The 18,326-nt window shown below is 41.9% G+C and carries 13 protein-coding genes, 3 tRNA genes, 1 rRNA gene and 1 riboswitch; of the genes, 2 read left to right on the top strand and 15 right to left on the bottom strand.

From position 1 onward, the window contains the following. Window positions 1–84: 84 nt before the first annotated feature. The 7 genes from WS08_RS02285 to guaB form a co-directional block, all read right to left on the bottom strand. Window positions 85–157: transfer RNA gene (locus WS08_RS02285), tRNA-Ala, on the bottom strand. Window positions 158–163: 6 nt separating this feature from the next. Further along, window positions 164–237 (bottom strand) — tRNA-Ile (locus WS08_RS02280). Between the two features lie 92 nt (window positions 238–329). Next, a 16S ribosomal RNA gene (locus WS08_RS02275) occupies window positions 330–1,903 on the bottom strand. A 264-nt stretch (window positions 1,904–2,167) separates the two neighbouring features. After that, window positions 2,168–2,239 (bottom strand) — tRNA-Gly (locus WS08_RS02270). Window positions 2,240–2,599: 360 nt separating this feature from the next. Further along, window positions 2,600–3,598: a Holliday junction branch migration DNA helicase RuvB gene (ruvB, locus tag WS08_RS02265; RefSeq protein WP_009764975.1), complete on the bottom strand. Its 999-nt coding sequence runs from the start codon at window positions 3,596–3,598 to the stop codon at window positions 2,600–2,602. A gap of 9 nt (window positions 3,599–3,607) precedes the next feature. Further along, a complete protein-coding gene (ruvA, locus tag WS08_RS02260; protein ID WP_009764974.1) occupies window positions 3,608–4,204 on the bottom strand; it encodes a Holliday junction branch migration protein RuvA in 597 nt (198 codons plus the stop codon). 148 nt (window positions 4,205–4,352) lie between these two features. After that, window positions 4,353–5,501 carry an IMP dehydrogenase gene (gene guaB, locus WS08_RS02255; RefSeq protein ID WP_009764973.1) on the bottom strand — a complete coding sequence of 383 codons (1,149 nt, stop codon included), beginning with the start codon at window positions 5,499–5,501 and terminating at the stop codon, window positions 4,353–4,355. 93 nt (window positions 5,502–5,594) lie between these two features. Next, window positions 5,595–5,693: riboswitch (purine riboswitch) on the bottom strand. A gap of 125 nt (window positions 5,694–5,818) precedes the next feature. Between guaB and WS08_RS02250 the strand changes: the two genes are divergently transcribed. Continuing rightward, window positions 5,819–7,042, top strand: coding sequence for an MFS transporter (locus tag WS08_RS02250; protein ID WP_009764972.1), 1,224 nt, complete (start codon window positions 5,819–5,821; stop codon window positions 7,040–7,042). A gap of 115 nt (window positions 7,043–7,157) precedes the next feature. Here WS08_RS02250 and WS08_RS02245 read toward each other — a convergent pair whose 3' ends face one another. The 4 genes from WS08_RS02245 to uvrC all read right to left on the bottom strand — a co-directional run bounded on the left by WS08_RS02245 (window position 7,158) and on the right by uvrC (window position 12,249). Next, window positions 7,158–7,838: a YigZ family protein gene (locus tag WS08_RS02245; protein ID WP_009764971.1), complete on the bottom strand. Its 681-nt coding sequence runs from the start codon at window positions 7,836–7,838 to the stop codon at window positions 7,158–7,160. A 72-nt stretch (window positions 7,839–7,910) separates the two neighbouring features. Further along, window positions 7,911–8,810, bottom strand: a complete 900-nt coding sequence (locus WS08_RS02240; protein ID WP_009764970.1) for a sulfite exporter TauE/SafE family protein — start codon at window positions 8,808–8,810, stop codon at window positions 7,911–7,913. 239 nt (window positions 8,811–9,049) lie between these two features. Further along, window positions 9,050–10,348, bottom strand: coding sequence for a GTPase ObgE (gene obgE / locus WS08_RS02235; protein ID WP_009764969.1), 1,299 nt, complete (start codon window positions 10,346–10,348; stop codon window positions 9,050–9,052). 113 nt (window positions 10,349–10,461) lie between these two features. After that, on the bottom strand, window positions 10,462–12,249 hold the full coding sequence (gene uvrC / locus WS08_RS02230; RefSeq protein WP_038536152.1) for an excinuclease ABC subunit UvrC: 1,788 nt from the start codon (window positions 12,247–12,249) through the stop codon (window positions 10,462–10,464). Window positions 12,250–12,365: 116 nt separating this feature from the next. Between uvrC and WS08_RS06990 the strand changes: the two genes are divergently transcribed. Next, window positions 12,366–12,494 (top strand): hypothetical protein, encoded by a 129-nt coding sequence (locus tag WS08_RS06990; RefSeq protein ID WP_267134623.1) that lies wholly within the window; start codon window positions 12,366–12,368, stop codon window positions 12,492–12,494. 54 nt (window positions 12,495–12,548) lie between these two features. Here the strand turns inward: WS08_RS06990 and WS08_RS02225 are convergent, their stop codons facing one another. From WS08_RS02225 to WS08_RS02210, 4 genes are all read right to left on the bottom strand, one after another. Then, on the bottom strand, window positions 12,549–13,310 hold the full coding sequence (locus WS08_RS02225) for a glycerophosphodiester phosphodiesterase family protein (RefSeq protein WP_051747837.1): 762 nt from the start codon (window positions 13,308–13,310) through the stop codon (window positions 12,549–12,551). Window positions 13,311–13,328: 18 nt separating this feature from the next. Continuing rightward, the gene (locus WS08_RS02220) at window positions 13,329–14,576 is read right to left on the bottom strand and encodes an ABC transporter permease (RefSeq protein ID WP_009764966.1); all 1,248 of its coding nucleotides are present in this window, start codon (window positions 14,574–14,576) and stop codon (window positions 13,329–13,331) included. Continuing rightward, complete coding sequence (locus tag WS08_RS02215) at window positions 14,576–15,475, bottom strand: ABC transporter ATP-binding protein (protein WP_009764965.1); 900 nt, start codon at window positions 15,473–15,475, stop codon at window positions 14,576–14,578. Before WS08_RS02215 ends, WS08_RS02220 begins: the two co-directional genes overlap by 1 nt. A gap of 152 nt (window positions 15,476–15,627) precedes the next feature. After that, window positions 15,628–18,321 carry an FtsK/SpoIIIE family DNA translocase gene (locus WS08_RS02210; RefSeq protein ID WP_009764964.1) on the bottom strand — a complete coding sequence of 898 codons (2,694 nt, stop codon included), beginning with the start codon at window positions 18,319–18,321 and terminating at the stop codon, window positions 15,628–15,630. Window positions 18,322–18,326 lie beyond the last annotated feature (5 nt).

The following is an 18,326-nucleotide window of genomic DNA, read 5'->3' as shown; positions in this document are numbered from 1 at the left end:
TTAAATAATTAATTTGAAATGAATTTAAAATTTACAATATTATTCAGTTTTCAAAGATCTAAGTCACTGCCACGTGAGTGGCAATGGAGAATATCGGGATCGAACCGATGACCCCCTGCTTGCAAAGCAGGTGCTCTCCCAGCTGAGCTAATTCCCCGTAGAATGGGACTGAGAGGACTCGAACCTCCGACCTCACCCTTATCAGGGGTGCGCTCTAACCAGCTGAGCTACAGTCCCGAGGTTCTTCTCTCGTCTATTACATTGAGTGTAAACCACTCAAAACTAAATATCGTTTCAATGCGAATGTGTAGGTTTCCGATTTTCCTTAGAAAGGAGGTGATCCAGCCGCAGGTTCTCCTACGGCTACCTTGTTACGACTTCACCCTAATCATCTATCCCACCTTAGACGGCTGGCTCCTAAAAGGTTACCTCACCGGCTTTGGGTGTTACAAACTCTCATGGTGTGACGGGCGGTGTGTACAAGACCCGGGAACGTATTCACCGCGGCGTGCTGATCCGCGATTACTAGCGATTCCGACTTCATGTAGCGAGTTGCAGCCTACAATCCGAACTGAGACAAGCTTTAAGAGATTTGCGTACTCGCGGGTTAGCGACTCGTTGTACTTGCCATTGTAGCACGTGTGTAGCCCAGGTCATAAGGGGCATGATGATTTGACGTCATCCCCACCTTCCTCCGGTTTGTCACCGGCAGTCTCACTAGAGTGCCCAACTGAATGCTGGCAACTAGTAATAAGGGTTGCGCTCGTTGCGGGACTTAACCCAACATCTCACGACACGAGCTGACGACAACCATGCACCACCTGTCACTTTGTCCCCGAAGGGAAAGCGCCATTTCTGGCGTGGTCAAAGGATGTCAAGACCTGGTAAGGTTCTTCGCGTTGCTTCGAATTAAACCACATGCTCCACCGCTTGTGCGGGTCCCCGTCAATTCCTTTGAGTTTCAACCTTGCGGTCGTACTCCCCAGGCGGAGTGCTTAATGCGTTAGCTGCGACACTTAGGGGCGGAAACCCCCAAACATCTAGCACTCATCGTTTACGGTGTGGACTACCAGGGTATCTAATCCTGTTTGCTACCCACACTTTCGAGCCTCAACGTCAGTTACAGTCCAGAGAGCCGCCTTCGCCACTGGTGTTCCTCCATATATCTACGCATTTCACCGCTACACATGGAATTCCACTCTCCTCTACTGCACTCAAGTCATCCAGTTTCCAAAGCACTTCCACAGTTAAGCTGTGGCTTTCACTTCGGACTTAAAAAACCGTCTGCGCTCGCTTTACGCCCAATAAATCCGGATAACGCTTGGAACATACGTATTACCGCGGCTGCTGGCACGTATTTAGCCGTTCCTTTCTGGTAAGATACCGTCACACACCAAGCAGTTACTCTTGATGCTATTCTTCTCTTACAACAGTGTTTTACGAGCCGAAACCCTTCATCACACACGCGGCGTTGCTCCATCAGACTTTCGTCCATTGTGGAAGATTCCCTACTGCTGCCTCCCGTAGGAGTATGGGCCGTGTCTCAGTCCCATTGTGGCCGATCAGTCTCTCAACTCGGCTACGCATCATCGTCTTGGTGAGCCATTACCTCACCAACTAACTAATGCGCCGCGGGACCATCTCTTAGTGATAGCAGAACCATCTTTCAAGTAGCAACCATGCGGTTGCTAGTGTTATGCGGTATTAGCATCTGTTTCCAGATGTTATCCCCCGCTAAGAGGTAGGTTTCCCACGTGTTACTCACCCGTTCGCCACTCACTGCAATGTTCATCGTCATATCAGAGCAAGCTCTTCAAATCAGTTGAACCACAGTGCGTTCGACTTGCATGTATTAGGCACGCCGCCAGCGTTCATCCTGAGCCAGGATCAAACTCTCAATTTGAAGTTTGAGTATAACTCAATTTTTTGTTGTTTAACAGATGTTAAACGAATTTACTAGCGAATTGACTTCGCAAATGTTTGGACCAACTAATAGTTGGTCGACCTACACATTTGTTACATCGAAACGATATTCAGTTTTCAATGATCTACTTCGTTGTTTCGTTTGACTGACGTCTCCCTGAGACAACTTAATTATCATACCTCGGTATGATACGAATGTCAACAACTTATTTTGAAGTTTTTTCATTCGTTTGCATTTCTGCAAAGCGGATGACGGGAATCGAACCCGCATTCCCAGCTTGGAAGGCTGGAGCACTAGCCATTGTACTACATCCGCAAAAACGTTTTAACTCGGTCGCATCTGACTGCTCGTCTGAAGGACAAGTAATAATATACCGCGCTGGCAAGCAATCGTCAAGCGTTTTGTTAAAAAGTTTTATTTTTTTGTTATTGAGGCACAAACATCGCATCTTAAACCGAAAAGAACCAGTATTCTGCCGTTATCCTGCACTCATGTCCCATTTAGATTATCAACACCTCAAGGACTACAAACCTATCATATCAAGATGACCTTAAACGATTACATGATTCACCTATGGGCCATAGATGTATTTATCGTACGAGTACTTCGCATTAGTGATACACGCCAACTATACTGTTCTTTCTATAAAAGAGTTAGCTTCGTTAATTATTTCAATTATTTCGGCGTCGCAGGTAATGGTAGATTCAAATGAGCGTACACCTCTGGACTCACTACACGCCCTCGGGGTGTGCGTTGCAAGAAACCAATTTGAATCAGATAAGGTTCATACATTGATTCAATGGTATCTACTTCTTCACCAACATTAGCGGCAATCGTATTAATACCTACGGGACCACCTTGATAGTAGTCAATCATTGTTCGCAAAATCTTATGATCCACTTGATCTAATCCACGGCTATCTACTTTCAACATCTCTAATGCGAAATCAACAATACGATTATCAATCACATCTAAGCCTTGCACCATTGCAAAGTCACGAACACGTCGTAATAAGCGATTTGCAATTCGAGGGGTCCCACGTGAACGGCGCCCCAAGGCCAATGCCCCTTCTGGTTGAATCTCAGTTCCGAACACTTCCGCCGAACGGGTCACAATTTCTGCTAATTCTTCCATAGAATAATAATTCATATGTTCAACGATACCAAAACGGTCTCGCAATGGTTGTGATAACATCCCCGCACGCGTTGTTGCACCAATCAATGTGAATGGAGGTAATGGGAAATGCACAGGATGTGCAGTTGGCCCTTCACCAACAATGATATCCACGTAGAAATCTTCCATGGCTGAATACAACATTTCCTCAACCGTTTTTGGCAAACGATGGATTTCATCAATAAACAGAACATCCCCTGGTGCCAATTCATTCAATAGCGCTAGTAAGTCACCAGACTTTTCAATAGCTGGACCCGTCGTTGTTCGAATATTAACCCCCATTTCATTTGCGATAATCATCGCAATGGTTGTTTTACCCAAACCAGGTGGTCCATAAAACAACACATGATCCAATGGTTCAGCACGTTGCTTGGCAGCTTCAATATAAATATTCATGCGCTTTTTCAAGGCAGGCTGTCCAATATACTGACTTAGACGTGTCGGACGTAATGATTTTTCTTCTATATCGGCGGATACATCCCGCAATAAGTCTTCTGTCATCACTCACCTCTATTGTAATAGTTTCAATCCGGCACTGACATATTCCGCAGTAACCGCAAAATCCATTTTACTTAATTGCTTTTCAACTTGCTTCAAATCACGCTTCGCATATCCCAACGCTTCCAACGCTAACATCGCTTCCCCTAATGCACCGTCTGCTACTTCTACCTTAGGCACATCTAATGTAATTTCAACGTTACTCTGGAATGGCAAATCAGCTAACTTATTTTGTAGGTCCAAAATAATTTGTTGCGCTGTCTTTTTTCCAATCCCCGGGAACTTCGTCAAGAATGTCACGTTATTATCAATAATGGCTTGTACTAAACCAGAATGATCATTACTGGCTAGAATAGCCAATGCTGACTTAGGTCCAATCCCCGATACCGCCATCAACTTTTGGAATAATACTTTTTCATCAGATGTCGCAAAACCATATAGCGTTTGTTCAGTTTCACGTACAATTTGTTCAACATATACGATTGTTGTTTGTTCTTGTGTAAAGACATACGGATTTGCCGTCATAACACGGTAACCGACCCCACTAACGTCCACAACAATATAACTGGGCGTAACTGCTTCAATGGTTCCTTTTAGATATTCGTACATGTGTATTTCCCTTCAACATATAAATTCAGATACTCTAATTATAGCAGATATTAAGTTTAAACGAAGATAATCACCTAAACCTAAGAAAAAAAGGTTATCGCAATGATATGCGACAACCTTTTTAAATATTAATTATGAATGACACAAATTAGTTAGCGTAGTTAGGCGCTGCCTTTGAAATTTGAACGTCATGTGGGTGGCTTTCAATCAATCCAGCGTTTGTGATTTGAACAAAGCGTGCTGATTCAATCAATTCTGCGATTGAGTGTGAACCTGTGTATCCCATACCTGAACGCAACCCACCAAGGATTTGGAAAATAACATCATCCAACAATCCCTTGTAAGCTGTACGTCCTTCAATTCCTTCAGGAACCATCTTGTTGGCTTCATTAACTTCACCTTGGAAGTAACGGTCCTTAGAACCATTTTCCATAGCAGCAATTGAACCCATACCACGGTATGACTTAAATTGTTCACCAGTTGCTTCATCAGTAAACACTTCACCTGGTGCTTCAGCAGTTCCAGCCAACATTGATCCTAGCATTACCGCGTTTCCACCAGCAGCCAACGCCTTAACGATGTCTCCAGAGTACTTCAAACCACCGTCGGCGATGATTGTCTTACCCATTTCACGCGCAACTTCTGCTGCATCAAGCACAGCTGTCAATTGTGGCACACCAACTCCGGCAACGACACGAGTTGTACAAATTGATCCAGGACCAATTCCAACCTTTACAACATCGACACCAGCTTCATACAAAGCACGTGTTCCTTCAACTGTTGCAACGTTTCCAGCAATGATGTTTACATCAGGGAATGCGGCGCGAACTTCGCGAATCTTACGCAAAACACCTTCTGAATGTCCGTGCGCTGAGTCCAAAACAATTGCGTTTGCTCCAGCTTCAACTAATGAAGCAATTCGCTTGATTGTATCTGACGTAATACCAGCAGCACCGGCAACGATCAATTGTCCGTTTTCATCAGTAGCAGCTTGCGGGAATGTTCCGTAATCAATCGCTGCTTCTTTAACCTTCTTGATTTCCGCAATTTGTTGTTCAATTAGCATGTTCTTGTGAATCACACCCATTCCACCCAATTGCGCCATACGAATAGCCAAACGTGCTTCAGTAACAGTATCCATCGCTGCAGACAATACTGGGATATTCAACTTCAATGTAGGTGTCAATGAAACGCTTAAATCGACATCGTTAGGCAATACGTTTGATGCCGCTGGCACCAATAATACATCATCAAATGTTAATCCTAGTTTTGTTACTTTATCTGCTGCAAATGTCATGTGTTCATCCTCCGAAGTTTGGTTTAAATTTGGGTGCGGGACAAAATTCGCGGACAACACCACAAATACCCTAACTATATTATGCGGATTTCGCATAGAAGGACATTTGCGGATTGTCACCGAATTTGGTCGGTGGTAGAGACTCGTTGGCCATATTCCAACAATTAAATCTGCATTTATTTAAAAAGTCTTGTTACACATATTACCTTGTTTTCATCATTTTGCAAGCATTTTTTCAGCCAATTTAGACTATAACTTGTTGTTTAAAGCAAAAAAGCCTACACTATTACTAATAATTAAAAAAATTGGAGGCACCCATGTTGAAACATCGCGAAAGACCCACTGAGCTTTGGCAAAAAAACTTGATGATTTTATGGTTTGGTGTTTTCATGATCGGGATTGGATTTAGTGAAGTGATGCCCTTCTTATCACTCTATATTGATACATTAGGGTCATTCTCAACCAACCAATTGAATTTTTATAGCGCCGCAACTTTTGCTATTGCATTTCTGACCACTGCATTTACTGCACCACTCTGGGGACGTTTGGCTGATGCCAAAGGTCGTAAATTAATGCTATTACGTGCATCCCTTGGAATGGCAATTATTTTCGCTTTGATGGGAACCGTCACTGACGTTTGGCAACTTCTTGCATTACGTGCCATTCAAGGTGTGTTTGGTGGTTTCATCTCAAACGCAACAGCATTAGTCGCAACCCAAACACCAAAAGATCATGCTGGGTATGCTATGGGAGTTATTGTCACAGGTACTACTGCCGGTCAATTAATCGGTCCCTTTGTCGGAGGTACCTTGGCCAGTCTTACTGGCTTCCGTATGACGTTCTTTGTTACAAGTATCATTTTCTTCTGTGTGTTCTTACTCGTTCTATTCGGTATTAAAGAGAACTTTACCCCTACGGCGAAAGAAGATGCACCATCATTCAAACAAATTGTCACTAAATTACCACATGCACGCCTAACCTTAGGGCTGTGTTTTACGACGATGATGATTCAGATTGTCAATTTTTCAATCACACCGATTATTTCATTGTTTGTCCGCGAACTAAACACGACCCCAGTTAGCGTCACATTCTTAGCCGGGGTGGTTGCGGCGATGCCAGGTATCGCTACATTACTTGTCGCACCAAAATTCGGTGCCTTAGGTGATCGCATCGGAACACAACGTATGATTATGGCTGGATTCTTAGCAGCCATCTTAATTCTAATTCCGACTGCCTTCGTCACCGCCGTTTGGCAATTGGCATTGTTCCGTTTCTTGATTGGGATTTCAGATGCAACAATGTTGCCGGCTGTTCAAACCCTACTGTCAAAAACAACGCCTCGTGAAATCACCAGCCGTGTCTTTGCATACAATCAATCCTTCCAAGCTTTGGGTGCCGTGATTGGTCCCATGATTGGAACAGTCGTTGCAATCCAGTTTGGTTATCCTGGTATTTTTATCGCTGGTGCAATCTTAGTTGCACTAACCGCAACAGTATTTAGAAGATTAACAGCTAATATCGATTTTAATCAACCACTCTAAATTATTAACTTATACAAAAAGGCTTCGGTGCATGTGCATCGAAGCCTTTTTTGATATCTATATTTATCTCTACCTTGTTGGTGAACAACAAAAATGACAGTATTCCAACAACAATCTATTTAAGCGATGACGTTGCAGCACTCACTGACCGATCATACGGTAGTTCGAAAATCTGCTCATCCCCTTTGGTAAAGGTCACTTGTCCCGCTAACAAATCATTAATGTCTGATTCGAATGCACTCATTTCAGCCGGCAGGACTGGAACCGTGATATCTACCCCAGTCGTATATTGCGTATCATTAATGATATGGTCATTCGTATCCAACCAGTATTTTAATGAATCATACGCGCTATAACTCACACTGATTGTGACTGCTTGACGAGCGACTAATTCTACAAGACCAACATCAACCAAGCCATCAGCGACGGTACCGGCGTAGGCACGAATTAAACCACCAGCGCCTAATTTAATCCCACCAAAATATCGTGTCACAACGGCAACAACATTGTGTACTTGATTGTTTTTCAAAACTTCTAACATGGGTACCCCTGCGGTCCCAGCAGGTTCACCATCATCAGAGTAACGTTGGATTTCATCATGCTCACCTAATACGTATGTCCATACATTATGGTTTGCTTTCCGTTCTTGTTGACTGATACGTGCAATAAAGTCACGCGCTTCTTCTTCTGAATTAATTCGGGCGACATTTAAGATAAAACGAGACTTTTTAATCTCATGTTCCCACGTAGCGACAGTCGGCGCTATCGTTAAGTTTAAATATTCATTCTCGGCCATCTCTTTTCTCCCACTTCTTTTTACTTAGTATACCATCAAAAAAAGCCCCGAACAGTGTCAGGACTTTTTAGATTAAACATTTTCAGTTGTTTCAGGCAGTGGCTTCTTTGAATCACGCCACAATGTACTTGCTGTGTAAACAGATAGACCAACAATCAAATATGATAAGACAGTCACATCAATGTAGTTCACCACTTGCACCGCTAGCAAGACACCAATCACACCACCAATGATGATTCCTGGTACTCCTCGCCACTCGACACGACCTGAACGAATAAACGCGACCGCTGATGTCATGAAAATCATGGCGGCGTCCATCATCATGATTGGGAATGCCACCAACGGATTCATCCCCACAAGTGAGAAGAAAATCAATTCAGGCGTATAATTCCCTAATCCCATTGTCATAAAGATTCCTAGACAGAAGTTAACACCAATCCCTAGAACCAACAACCAACCATGCAAACCATGCACATCCGTTGATGCATCCATTCCTGGGTGGAACAACAACTTAATCAACATCGCAATCGCCGCAATAACCAAAGCAATTGATAAGAAACGTTGTACCTTACGTACATTCCAGTTCGCCGTCACGCGGGTTCCAACAAAGGCTCCCACTACGGCGGCTAAGGTCATTGAAACAAGTGTCAATGCTTCTACTTTAACAGCCGTCAAGAACAATAAAGCTTCCACAAACACTGGGATTGCATGCGCAACTGTCATTGTCCCCGGTAATTTACGATCATCATCCAACCACTTTGTTGCTTTAAACATAGTTGTTGTTGTCGCAAATGAGCCAATTCCTAACGTATCCCCAAAGTCGGCGAATAGTCCGATAACAAATCCTTTTCCAAATCGTTCACGTACATTGATTTTTTGCTTACGAATTTGGTAAACAATAATCCCACCGATTCCTACTAACGCGCCCAATAGGATAAATTTCAAGATATTTAAAATAATTTCTTCAGTCATTTTTATTCTCACATTCAATCATCACTTAAATTTATTAGTTATCTCTCAACTAATAAATGCATTTAACTATTTTACCCGATTCAGTAACCGCACGCAAACCTTTCATACACGATGTTTGTGCCATTTCCCCCATCCATTTTCCTAAACAGATGCGTATATCCCGTGACTAGTTTATGGTCGCATAAACAAAAAACTCCATGATACTAGTTTGATAACTAGCATCACGGAGTTCGTTAACTTTATACTTCGTAATCGAATTGGAAATCAAGAATTTGCACTGTATCTCCGTTTTGGGCACCAGCTTCATGCAAAGCTGTATCGACACCCATGTAACGTAGTTGACGTGCGAAACGCATCATTGATTCTGTAAAGTTTGTGTTTGTACGTTGGAATAGGCGTTCAATTTCTTCACCATACAAGATCCAAGTACCATCTTCTTCACGCGCAATTTCAAACGCTGGCTTAGTGTCATTAAATTCATACAAGGCTGTTTCATCTTGTGGTTCCATACCCTTAGGGATGAACATTGGTGTTTCATCCAACAAGTTAGCAGTGTATTGCATCAAGTCTTCTACACCTGTACGTGTCAAAGAAGAGATTGGGTGGATGTCAGCATCAATACCGGCTTCTGCCATCTTTTCTTCAAACGTTGCTAGTGTTTCAGCCGCATCTGGCATATCCATCTTTGTTGGCACGATGATTTGTGGACGTTCCAACAAGGCTGGGTCATACGCTTCTAATTCTGCATTAATCTTCATGTAGTTTTCGAATGGATCTTGTGTATCATCGATTCCAGACATATCAATCATGTGCAAAATAACACGTGTACGTTCAACGTGACGCAAGAATTGAATTCCAAGTCCGATACCTTCTGACGCACCTTCAATCAATCCAGGCAAGTCGGCCATAACAAAGTCACGACCATCTTCTAGACGAACCATTCCTAGGTTAGGCTTCAATGTTGTAAAGTGGTATTCGGCCACCTTTGGCTTAGCAGCTGTCACAACAGACAACAATGTTGACTTTCCAACAGATGGAAATCCAACAAGCCCAACATCGGCCAAAACCTTAAGTTCTAGTCCAATTTCAAATTCTTCACCAGGTTCACCGTTTTCGGCGATTTCAGGTGCAGGATTCTTTGATGACGCGAAACGCATGTTTCCACGTCCTCCACGTCCAGCCTTGGCAACAATCAATTCTTGCCCAGCTTCAGTCAAGTCACCAATAATATCACCAGTTTCAGCATTTGTTACTGTTGTACCTTGTGGTACGCGAATAATCATATCTTCTGCTGAACGTCCAGTCATACCCTTAGTTGCACCGTTTTGTCCTGGTTGCGCCTTAAAGTGACGCTTGTAACGGAAGTCCATCAAAGTACGTAGACCTTCATCAACAACCATTACAATGTTTCCACCATGACCACCGTCACCCCCGAAAGGACCACCACGATCAATATACTTTTCATGACGGAAAGAGACAGCTCCATCGCCACCCTTTCCTGCTTTAACGTTAATTTTAACTTGGTCGACAAACGCCATGTTCATGACCTCACTTTCTTTTATTTCAGAGTTATGTTCCACGCGAAATTCAGTATCTTCCAGTTTACATTATCTGAACACAATTGCCAACCGGCGAATGGTATTTTATTGGTTTAATCTGTATCTCGTGCTTGCAATGATATCTTAATGTTTTGCGCAACTTTTTTACTAATCCCTAGTTTTTGTAAGTCTTCTAGGGGCGCATCATTAATTTTCTTCAAAGACCCGTATGTCGTCAAAAGTTTCTGACGTGTCTTAGGACCCACACCACTAATTTCATCCAATTTAGATCCTAATGATGACTTTGAACGTAATTGACGATGGAAAGTAATCGCAAAACGGTGTACTTCTTCTTGGATACGTTGAATCAAAAAGAACCCTTGTGATTTGTGATCTAAGGCAACAGCTGGTTCTCCTGCAGCGACTAATAAATCAGCGGTTTTATGGTAATTGTTTTTCACCATGGCGGCCACTGGAATATCCAAACCAAGTTCGTCCTCAATCACTTCTTTGGCTGCATTTAATTGAATGTCTCCCCCGTCCATTAAAATCAAATCTGGCATTTCACCATGTTCTTTTAACAGACGACTATAGCGACGACGGATAACTTCCATCGTTTCAGCACGCTCATCGGCATGTTCAACTGTTTTGGTTTTGTACTTACGATACAAATTTTTATTTGGTACACCATCTTCATAGACAACCATTGCCGAAACCATTTCTTGCCCACTAATGTGCGAATGATCAAACGCTTCAATACGGTGGATTTCAGTCAAGCCTAGCGCATCTCCGATTTCTTGGGAAGCACCGCTGGTCTTCTTGGTGTTCATTTCCATTAGTCGGAATTTTTCATCAAGTTCGATTTTTGCGTTTTTCTCAGCTAATTCAAGTAATTGCCTTTTTTCACCACGTTGCGGTGTACGAACTGGTACACCTAACACCGCACTTAAATTAGCTGTATCCAAGCCAGCCGGAACAAGTAATTCTTTAGGCAACACAGAATTATCACGTTGATAAAATTGTAAAATAAAACGCGTTAATTCGTCGGCTGCATCTTCCACAATCGCAAACACACGCTTTTCTCGTTTCATCAAGCGAGCTTGTCGAATAAAGAAAATTTGCACCGACATCCAGCCCTTATCCACATAATAATTAATCAAATCACGAGGCGTACCATCATTTGAAATAATCTTTTGTTTTTCAACGGTCGCTTCAATGAATTGTAGTTGATCACGTAGGTCAGCAGCTCGTTCAAAGGCCATTTCTTCTGATGCCAACAACATCTTTGCTTTTAACTCTTGTGTGACTTCTTTCGTACGACCATTCAAAAACGCTTGAATACGTTTGATTTGTTCGTCATATTCTTCGACCGGTACTTCACGATAACATGCACCTAGACACTGCCCCATGTTAGCGTACAGACATGGACGACCCTGAAAACCATTACAACGACGTAACGGATAAGCCTTTTGTAAAAAATGCAATGTTTCTTGGGCCGCATAAACATTAGGATACGGTCCAAAATACAAACCACCATCCTTTTTAACTTCATTGGCTAACTCAATCTTAGGATCACGTTCGTGGGTGACTTTAATATACGGATATCCCGTCCCCCCTTTTAGCCGAATATTATAATACGGTTGATATTTCTGAATTAACGTCACTTCCAATAACAATGATTCTTTTTCTGAAGACGTGACAATAAAATCAAAATCCGCAATATTTTCAACTAATTGCGCGGTTTTACCACTGTGCTCACCTTTAAAATATGAACGCACACGATTTTTTAGATTCTTCGCTTTACCAACGTAAATAATTTTTCCGTTAATATCTTTCATCTGATACGATCCTGGTTGATCAGGTAAAAGCGATAATTTTTGCTCAATATGGGTAGATGCCATGACTGCCTCCTCTATCGATTCTTTGTCTTTATTATACCATTGCCCTTTTCTGAAAAGTCATCTATCACCTGATAAAAGGTGCTATAATATAGCCTACAACTAATTGGAGGCATATCATGGGATTACTAACACGTCGAAAAGATACAAATAGCCGAGAAGTTGAAGATCGTTTTGATATTCCAACTCTCGACGAACCAATGCAAGATGATAAAAACCGTTTCTTGGGTACCAAAAAGAAACAATAAGTATAAAAACACGCAAAAGGCGCTAATCCTAACGATTAGCGCCTTTTCTATTTCTTAATTATCTGAATATTTCGTCGCAATCTTCAAAAACTTAGGTGCATTATCAGTGAAGATTCCCTTCACACCCCAATCAAACAATTCTTTGATACGACGTCCTGAATTAACAGTCCAAACATTAACTTCATACCCCAATGCACGGATTTGCGTAACATCTGCTTCTGTTAATCCTTCATTTTCGATACTAATTTCTGTCACTTCACACGCTTGCGCTAGCATAGGCCAATCTGGGTTAAACGTTGCTTTTTCAAATAGCAATGCATATTGGGCCTTTGGATACGCTTGACGCATCATCCCCAGCAAAATCGGATTAAAACTTGAAATTTGGACTTTAACACCCGCATCCAGTTGATCCAAATAAGTCATCATTTGACGAACCAGTTGCTTAGATAATGCCAAACCATTTGGTCCTGATACCCCTTTCAACTCGAAATTAATATTTAAACCATGGTGATTGATAAATGGAATAAAGGCTTCCATCGTTGGGATACGTTCACCACGTAATTTCTTAGGCGCATTAACAGATGCATCCGCAAATTTAATCTCTGGCCAATCTTTAGCCGTGATTTCACCAGTCATATCTGTGGTACGATCTAGAAAATCATCATGCATCAAAATTAATTGGCCATCTTTTGTGATAGCCACATCAGTTTCAATCCACATCACATCAGAATCAGCGACTGCATTAAAACCACGCATTGTATTTTCTGGTAACTTTGCTGGTACACCACGGTGGGCAAATATTGTTCTTTCCATCATTATTCCCTCACTTTATTTTTAATGCGAATCAATCGTACTTATTTTTAGCATCTTTGTGATACTACGCCACATTGGCTTTAATAGATTTCCTTCTTGATAGGTCAACACATTACGCTTGTAGATACGTAATCCGTAGTAACTTAAGACAATCAAGGCGCCAATTTCTAGGATTAATGCCATCCATGCGTCGGTCATCGTTGCATACTGTAGGCCCAATCGTGCTGGCATCAACGTTTGTGAGAAGAATGGCAAATATGATAACACTTGCAAGACCACATTATGCGCATTTCCATTCAACATGAACGTCAACATATAACTAATCATTGATAGGTAGGTAATTGGTGAAACTGCCTGTTGGACTTGGCTCAAATCATTAACCATCGCTGCAATCATTGCCGTTAAGACCATATACAGTACAATTGCTACGAAAACAATTGCCAAGGTCATCAATCCAAAGCTCCAATCAACACCAACAAGCACTGATTTTGCTTGTACAAGCATTTCATTATTTGGTGCAACTAAGGCAAAGATTCCCCCTGCTGCAATATAAATCAGACCGTGTAATAGCGCTAATAGCGAAATACCACCAATTTTACCAAAGAATTGTACGGCTGGAGATGTTGTTGCTAACAAAATTTCCATAATACGAGATGACTTTTCATTCGCAATTTCTTGCGCAATCATACTAACGTACGCATTCAGAAAGACAAAGATGAAAATTCCCAATGCGACAGCCAAGGCATAATTAGCCGTTGCGGCTGCACCACCATCTGCATTACCTTTATCGCTTTGCACCACCATCTTCAATTCAGGTGATCGCATCAATTCTGTTAAGTCTTGTGAAGAAAGCTCTAACTTTTGCGCTTTATTTAGCATTGCATATTGATTAATACCAGCTTGTAAAGCGTCTTGATTCATTTCATGCGAATCAGATGTGTACGCATACGTGTATTTTCCGTTAGATTCCGTTAACACACCATCAATTTTTTTAGCTGCTAAATCTTGTTCCGCAACAGTTTTGGAAGAAACATCCGTCAATTCCGCATCTAATTGCGTATCTTGACGTAAGGCTTGCGTCAATTGTGGTTGATTAACCACCGCCACGGTTGGCGTATCTTTGTTTTGTGTTGCTTGCATAAAGAAGGTGATTCCAGCAATAATTCCCACAATTAAAATTGGTGATAGCACCAACATCCAATAACCACCTGTCTTCACACGCGTCATAAAGGTTTGACGCATCACTAACCACAGTTGTTTCATAAACATTAGTTATGCCCTCCTGCTTCAACTTCGCGTCGGAACACTTCATCCATCGTTGGCGGTGTTTGTGCAAACACAGGTACATAACCATCGGCTGCAACAACATTAAAAATGTCTTTTCCAGCCGCTGGATCTGTTAGATGAATCTGACGTCCTGCACCAGATACTTCAATTGTATCTACTCCAGCAATTTGTTGTAATTGCACATCTGTAACAGGAGATTCAATATACACTTCACTACGACCAAACGATTCACGGATATCTACAGGAGTCCCTTGTAAGACCGTTTCTCCATGTTTCAACATCGTAATCTTGTCAGATAAATATTCAACCCCTGACATATCATGTGAACTAAATAAAATTTTCGCCCCATTATTTTTCAAACGCTTAATTTCACCCATCATTAATTCTGTGTTCACTGGGTCAAGCCCTGAGAATGGTTCATCTAAAATTAAAAATTCTGGTTCAAAGATAACAGTCGAAATCAGTTGAATCTTCTGAGCATTTCCTTTAGACAAAGCTTGGACCTTATCTTCTGGCTTTCCCACCACGTTTAAACGCTGCATCCAATCTCGCAATGCAATTTTCGCATCTTGTCGCTTCATCCCGTGCAATTCCGCAAAGTATAACACTTGATTTTCGATTGTTTGCTTTTGATATAATCCACGTTCCTCAGGTAAAAATCCTAATTTTTGTCGCTTTTGGGCATTTAAAGGTTGTCCATCCCACAAGACAGTTCCTTCGGTTGGTGTAATAAAATCCAAAATCATACGAAATGTTGTTGTCTTTCCAGCACCATTTTGACCGATTAACCCCATGACTTCACCAGGTTTAATCGTCATATTTAAATCACTAACAGCCGTTTTATCCCCAAACTGCTTCGTTAGATGCGTCAATTCAATCATGACACGTCCCTCCCTTAATTTCTTCTCTGATAAGTTGTATTATTATAACATTTATCAAGTTTTCTTATTAAAAAACAGTTTAACTTTAAAACTTTTCTAACCTAAACAAAAAAGCCATACACCTCAGTGTATGACTTTTATTTAATCATCAATTATTGTTGCGCATTTCGACGCAATGAAGGTAACATCTCAGCCGTGAAATGTACTTCACGTGGCTTAGAACCATTCGGTCCACCAATCAAGCCACGGTCAGCCATATCATCAACGAGACGTCCGGCACGGTTATACCCCATCTTAAAGTGACGTTGAATTGATGACGTTGAAGCTCCGTTTGCACGTAATACAAACTCAAGCACTTCATCCCATTGTTCATCAAGGTCACTACCTGATCCAGCATCCCCTTGTTCAAGGCTTTGCATTTCAGCATCAGAAACAGTCATTGTATCATCGTATTGCGCTTCTCCTTGGGCTTTAATGAAGTCTGTTAGATTCTCAACATCCTCATCACTCAAGAAGGCACCTTGCACACGTTGTGGTCCACTTGAACCAATTGGTGAGAACAACATGTCTCCACGACCCAATAACTTTTCAGCACCGTTAGAATCCAAAATCGTACGTGAATCAATTCCAGATGACACCGCAAAGGCCATACGTGAAGGCACATTGGCTTTAATCAATCCCGTAATGATATCAACTGATGGTCGTTGCGTTGCCACAATCATGTGAATTCCTGCGGCACGTCCCAATTGCGCAATACGCACAATGGCATTTTCAACATCACCTGAAACAGATGACGTCATCATCAAGTCAGCCAATTCGTCAATAATGACAACTAAGTATGGCATTTCTTGCAAGACTGATTCAGTACTTGTCGCATTGTGTTTTTGCACATAACGGTTGTATCCGTCAATGTTACGCACACCTTCTTCAGCTAACACTTTGAATCGACGGTCCATTTCAGCAACTACCTTCTTCAAACCAAGCGAAGCCTTCTTAGGATCCGAAACAACCGGTGTAATCAAATGTGGAATATCATTATAGACTGACAATTCCACTTTCTTAGGATCTACCAACATCAAACGCACTTGACTTGGCTTTGCTTGCAGCAAGATTGACGCCAAAATACCATTAATCGCCACTGATTTACCAGATCCAGTTGATCCAGCAATCAATAAATGAGGCATCTTGGTCAAATCCATCTTAACCACACCACTTGTCACACCACGTCCAATTGGAACGACTAATGGATGCTCAGTATCAATTCCTGCTTCATCCATCATGTCACGGAAACCAACCGTCGCTTGTTGATCATTGGCAACTTCAATTCCAACCACGTTCTTCCCTGGAATTGGCGCTTCAATACGAAGTGACTTGGCTGCTAAAGCAAGGGCTAAATCATCAGCTAAATTCTGAATCTTAGATACCTTAACTCCCACAGCAGGTTTAATTTCATACTGGGTAACCGTTGGCCCCAATACAACTTTTTCAACCGTGGCATTGATGTTAAAGCTCTTCAATGTCTCATGTAATAGACGTGCTTTTTCATTCAACGCATCACGTTCAGCTGATTGATCAGTTGAGCCAATCTCTGTCATTAATGCTGTTGTTGGCAAATCATAATCACGATCATCGATCACATTACCCAATCCACTTGCATCAACATCAGCCGTTGGCATTGTTTGTGTGGTTGGTTCGACATGCCCAAAGCTATCAGGCTTGGCTTGTGTCTTTGGTGATGTTTTCGCATCATCATGCCCGAAAATATCCGCATGTGACAACGTATCAATCTCAGCCTCAGGCAAATCAGGTTGAATCGTAATTGGGTCCACCATAACATCTGCACTTTGAATCACATTTTCTGGTTCAAAGTCATCATCAAACATTGGTTCTGGTGGTAATGGTGGTAGATCCACTGCCTTCGCTTCCACCGCTGACTTAATTGGTGCCGTTTGAACTTTCGTAACTTGTGGCTCCGGCGCAATAATTTCTGGTGGCAAGAAATCGGCACCAGATGTTGTGGCTTCCTGTGTAAAGTCAGGTTCACGCTTTTTCGTCTTGGTAATACTCTTTCCTGCCGTTGCTGTCGCAGATACTTCTGCTTGCGGATCCGGTTCAGAAGAAAAAGGGTTGTCCTTAAAGACATCGGTCATATTTTGACGTTGGTTTTCACGGAAAGTTGTGACTTTTTCAGTCACAGCCTCGTGTACTTGCGTGGCTTGTGATTGGACAAAATCACCGGTACCTTCGGCTAATGAGAAGAAGTTATCAAACACTTCACGAACAGGTACTTTAAACATCACAACAAAGCCACCCACTAGAAGTAAAATACCAACTAACCAAGATCCAAAATTTCCAGCAATCATGTGGGTCCACTCATACAATTGAGCACCAATCACACCACCACCGACAGGCGTTGAGCTAGCATGATTCATAAAGTCTTGATTAATAAATTGCGTCACTTTTGCGGGCAATTCAATATACATGTTTTTGGGTGAAAAGAACAAAATGGCATTAATTAACATGATGCCAAAATAAAACAAACTGAAACCAATGTAATGATGCGCCTTAAAGCGCTTTGGCCATTGTGCATACGCCAATAAGACTAAGAATGGCATCAATAGCATCAATAACAAGAATTGATAACTACCACCTACTAACCAACGTACACAGTTAGCCAAAAACTTACCTAGCAAGCCCACCTGCAAAATGGCAAAAATGGTCGCAAGCGTTAATCCTAGGCCGACTAATTGTGGCCAATGTTGATTCAACCAGCTTTTTTGAGCTGTCTTTTTGCGAGGCTTACGCTTGGCCGCCGTTTTTTTGGTTGTTTTACTTTTCGCAGCCATAGCTC

This window comes from Weissella tructae (assembly GCF_000732905.1).
GTDB lineage: Bacteria > Bacillota > Bacilli > Lactobacillales > Lactobacillaceae > Weissella > Weissella tructae.
Note: the sequence above shows the minus strand (reverse complement) of the source record. Positions and strands in the feature narration are given on the sequence as shown.

What these genes read in the sequence shown, in the direction of transcription:
- guaB (WP_009764973.1), bottom strand. Translation starts at nt 5,501, where the DNA reads ATGACATTTGCAGCAGATAAAGTAACAAAACTAGGATTAACATTTGAT.
- WS08_RS02225 (WP_051747837.1), bottom strand. Translation starts at nt 13,310, where the DNA reads ATGATGGAAAGAACAATATTTGCCCACCGTGGTGTACCAGCAAAGTTA.
- WS08_RS02215 (WP_009764965.1), bottom strand. Translation starts at nt 15,475, where the DNA reads ATGATTGAATTGACGCATCTAACGAAGCAGTTTGGGGATAAAACGGCT.
- WS08_RS02240 (WP_009764970.1), bottom strand. Translation starts at nt 8,810, where the DNA reads ATGACTGAAGAAATTATTTTAAATATCTTGAAATTTATCCTATTGGGC.
- ruvA (WP_009764974.1), bottom strand. Translation starts at nt 4,204, where the DNA reads ATGTACGAATATCTAAAAGGAACCATTGAAGCAGTTACGCCCAGTTAT.
- WS08_RS02210 (WP_009764964.1), bottom strand. Translation starts at nt 18,321, where the DNA reads ATGGCTGCGAAAAGTAAAACAACCAAAAAAACGGCGGCCAAGCGTAAG.
- ruvB (WP_009764975.1), bottom strand. Translation starts at nt 3,598, where the DNA reads ATGACAGAAGACTTATTGCGGGATGTATCCGCCGATATAGAAGAAAAA.
- uvrC (WP_038536152.1), bottom strand. Translation starts at nt 12,249, where the DNA reads ATGGCATCTACCCATATTGAGCAAAAATTATCGCTTTTACCTGATCAA.
- obgE (WP_009764969.1), bottom strand. Translation starts at nt 10,348, where the DNA reads ATGGCGTTTGTCGACCAAGTTAAAATTAACGTTAAAGCAGGAAAGGGT.
- WS08_RS02250 (WP_009764972.1), top strand. Translation starts at nt 5,819, where the DNA reads ATGTTGAAACATCGCGAAAGACCCACTGAGCTTTGGCAAAAAAACTTG.
- WS08_RS02220 (WP_009764966.1), bottom strand. Translation starts at nt 14,576, where the DNA reads ATGTTTATGAAACAACTGTGGTTAGTGATGCGTCAAACCTTTATGACG.
- WS08_RS06990 (WP_267134623.1), top strand. Translation starts at nt 12,366, where the DNA reads ATGGGATTACTAACACGTCGAAAAGATACAAATAGCCGAGAAGTTGAA.
- WS08_RS02245 (WP_009764971.1), bottom strand. Translation starts at nt 7,838, where the DNA reads ATGGCCGAGAATGAATATTTAAACTTAACGATAGCGCCGACTGTCGCT.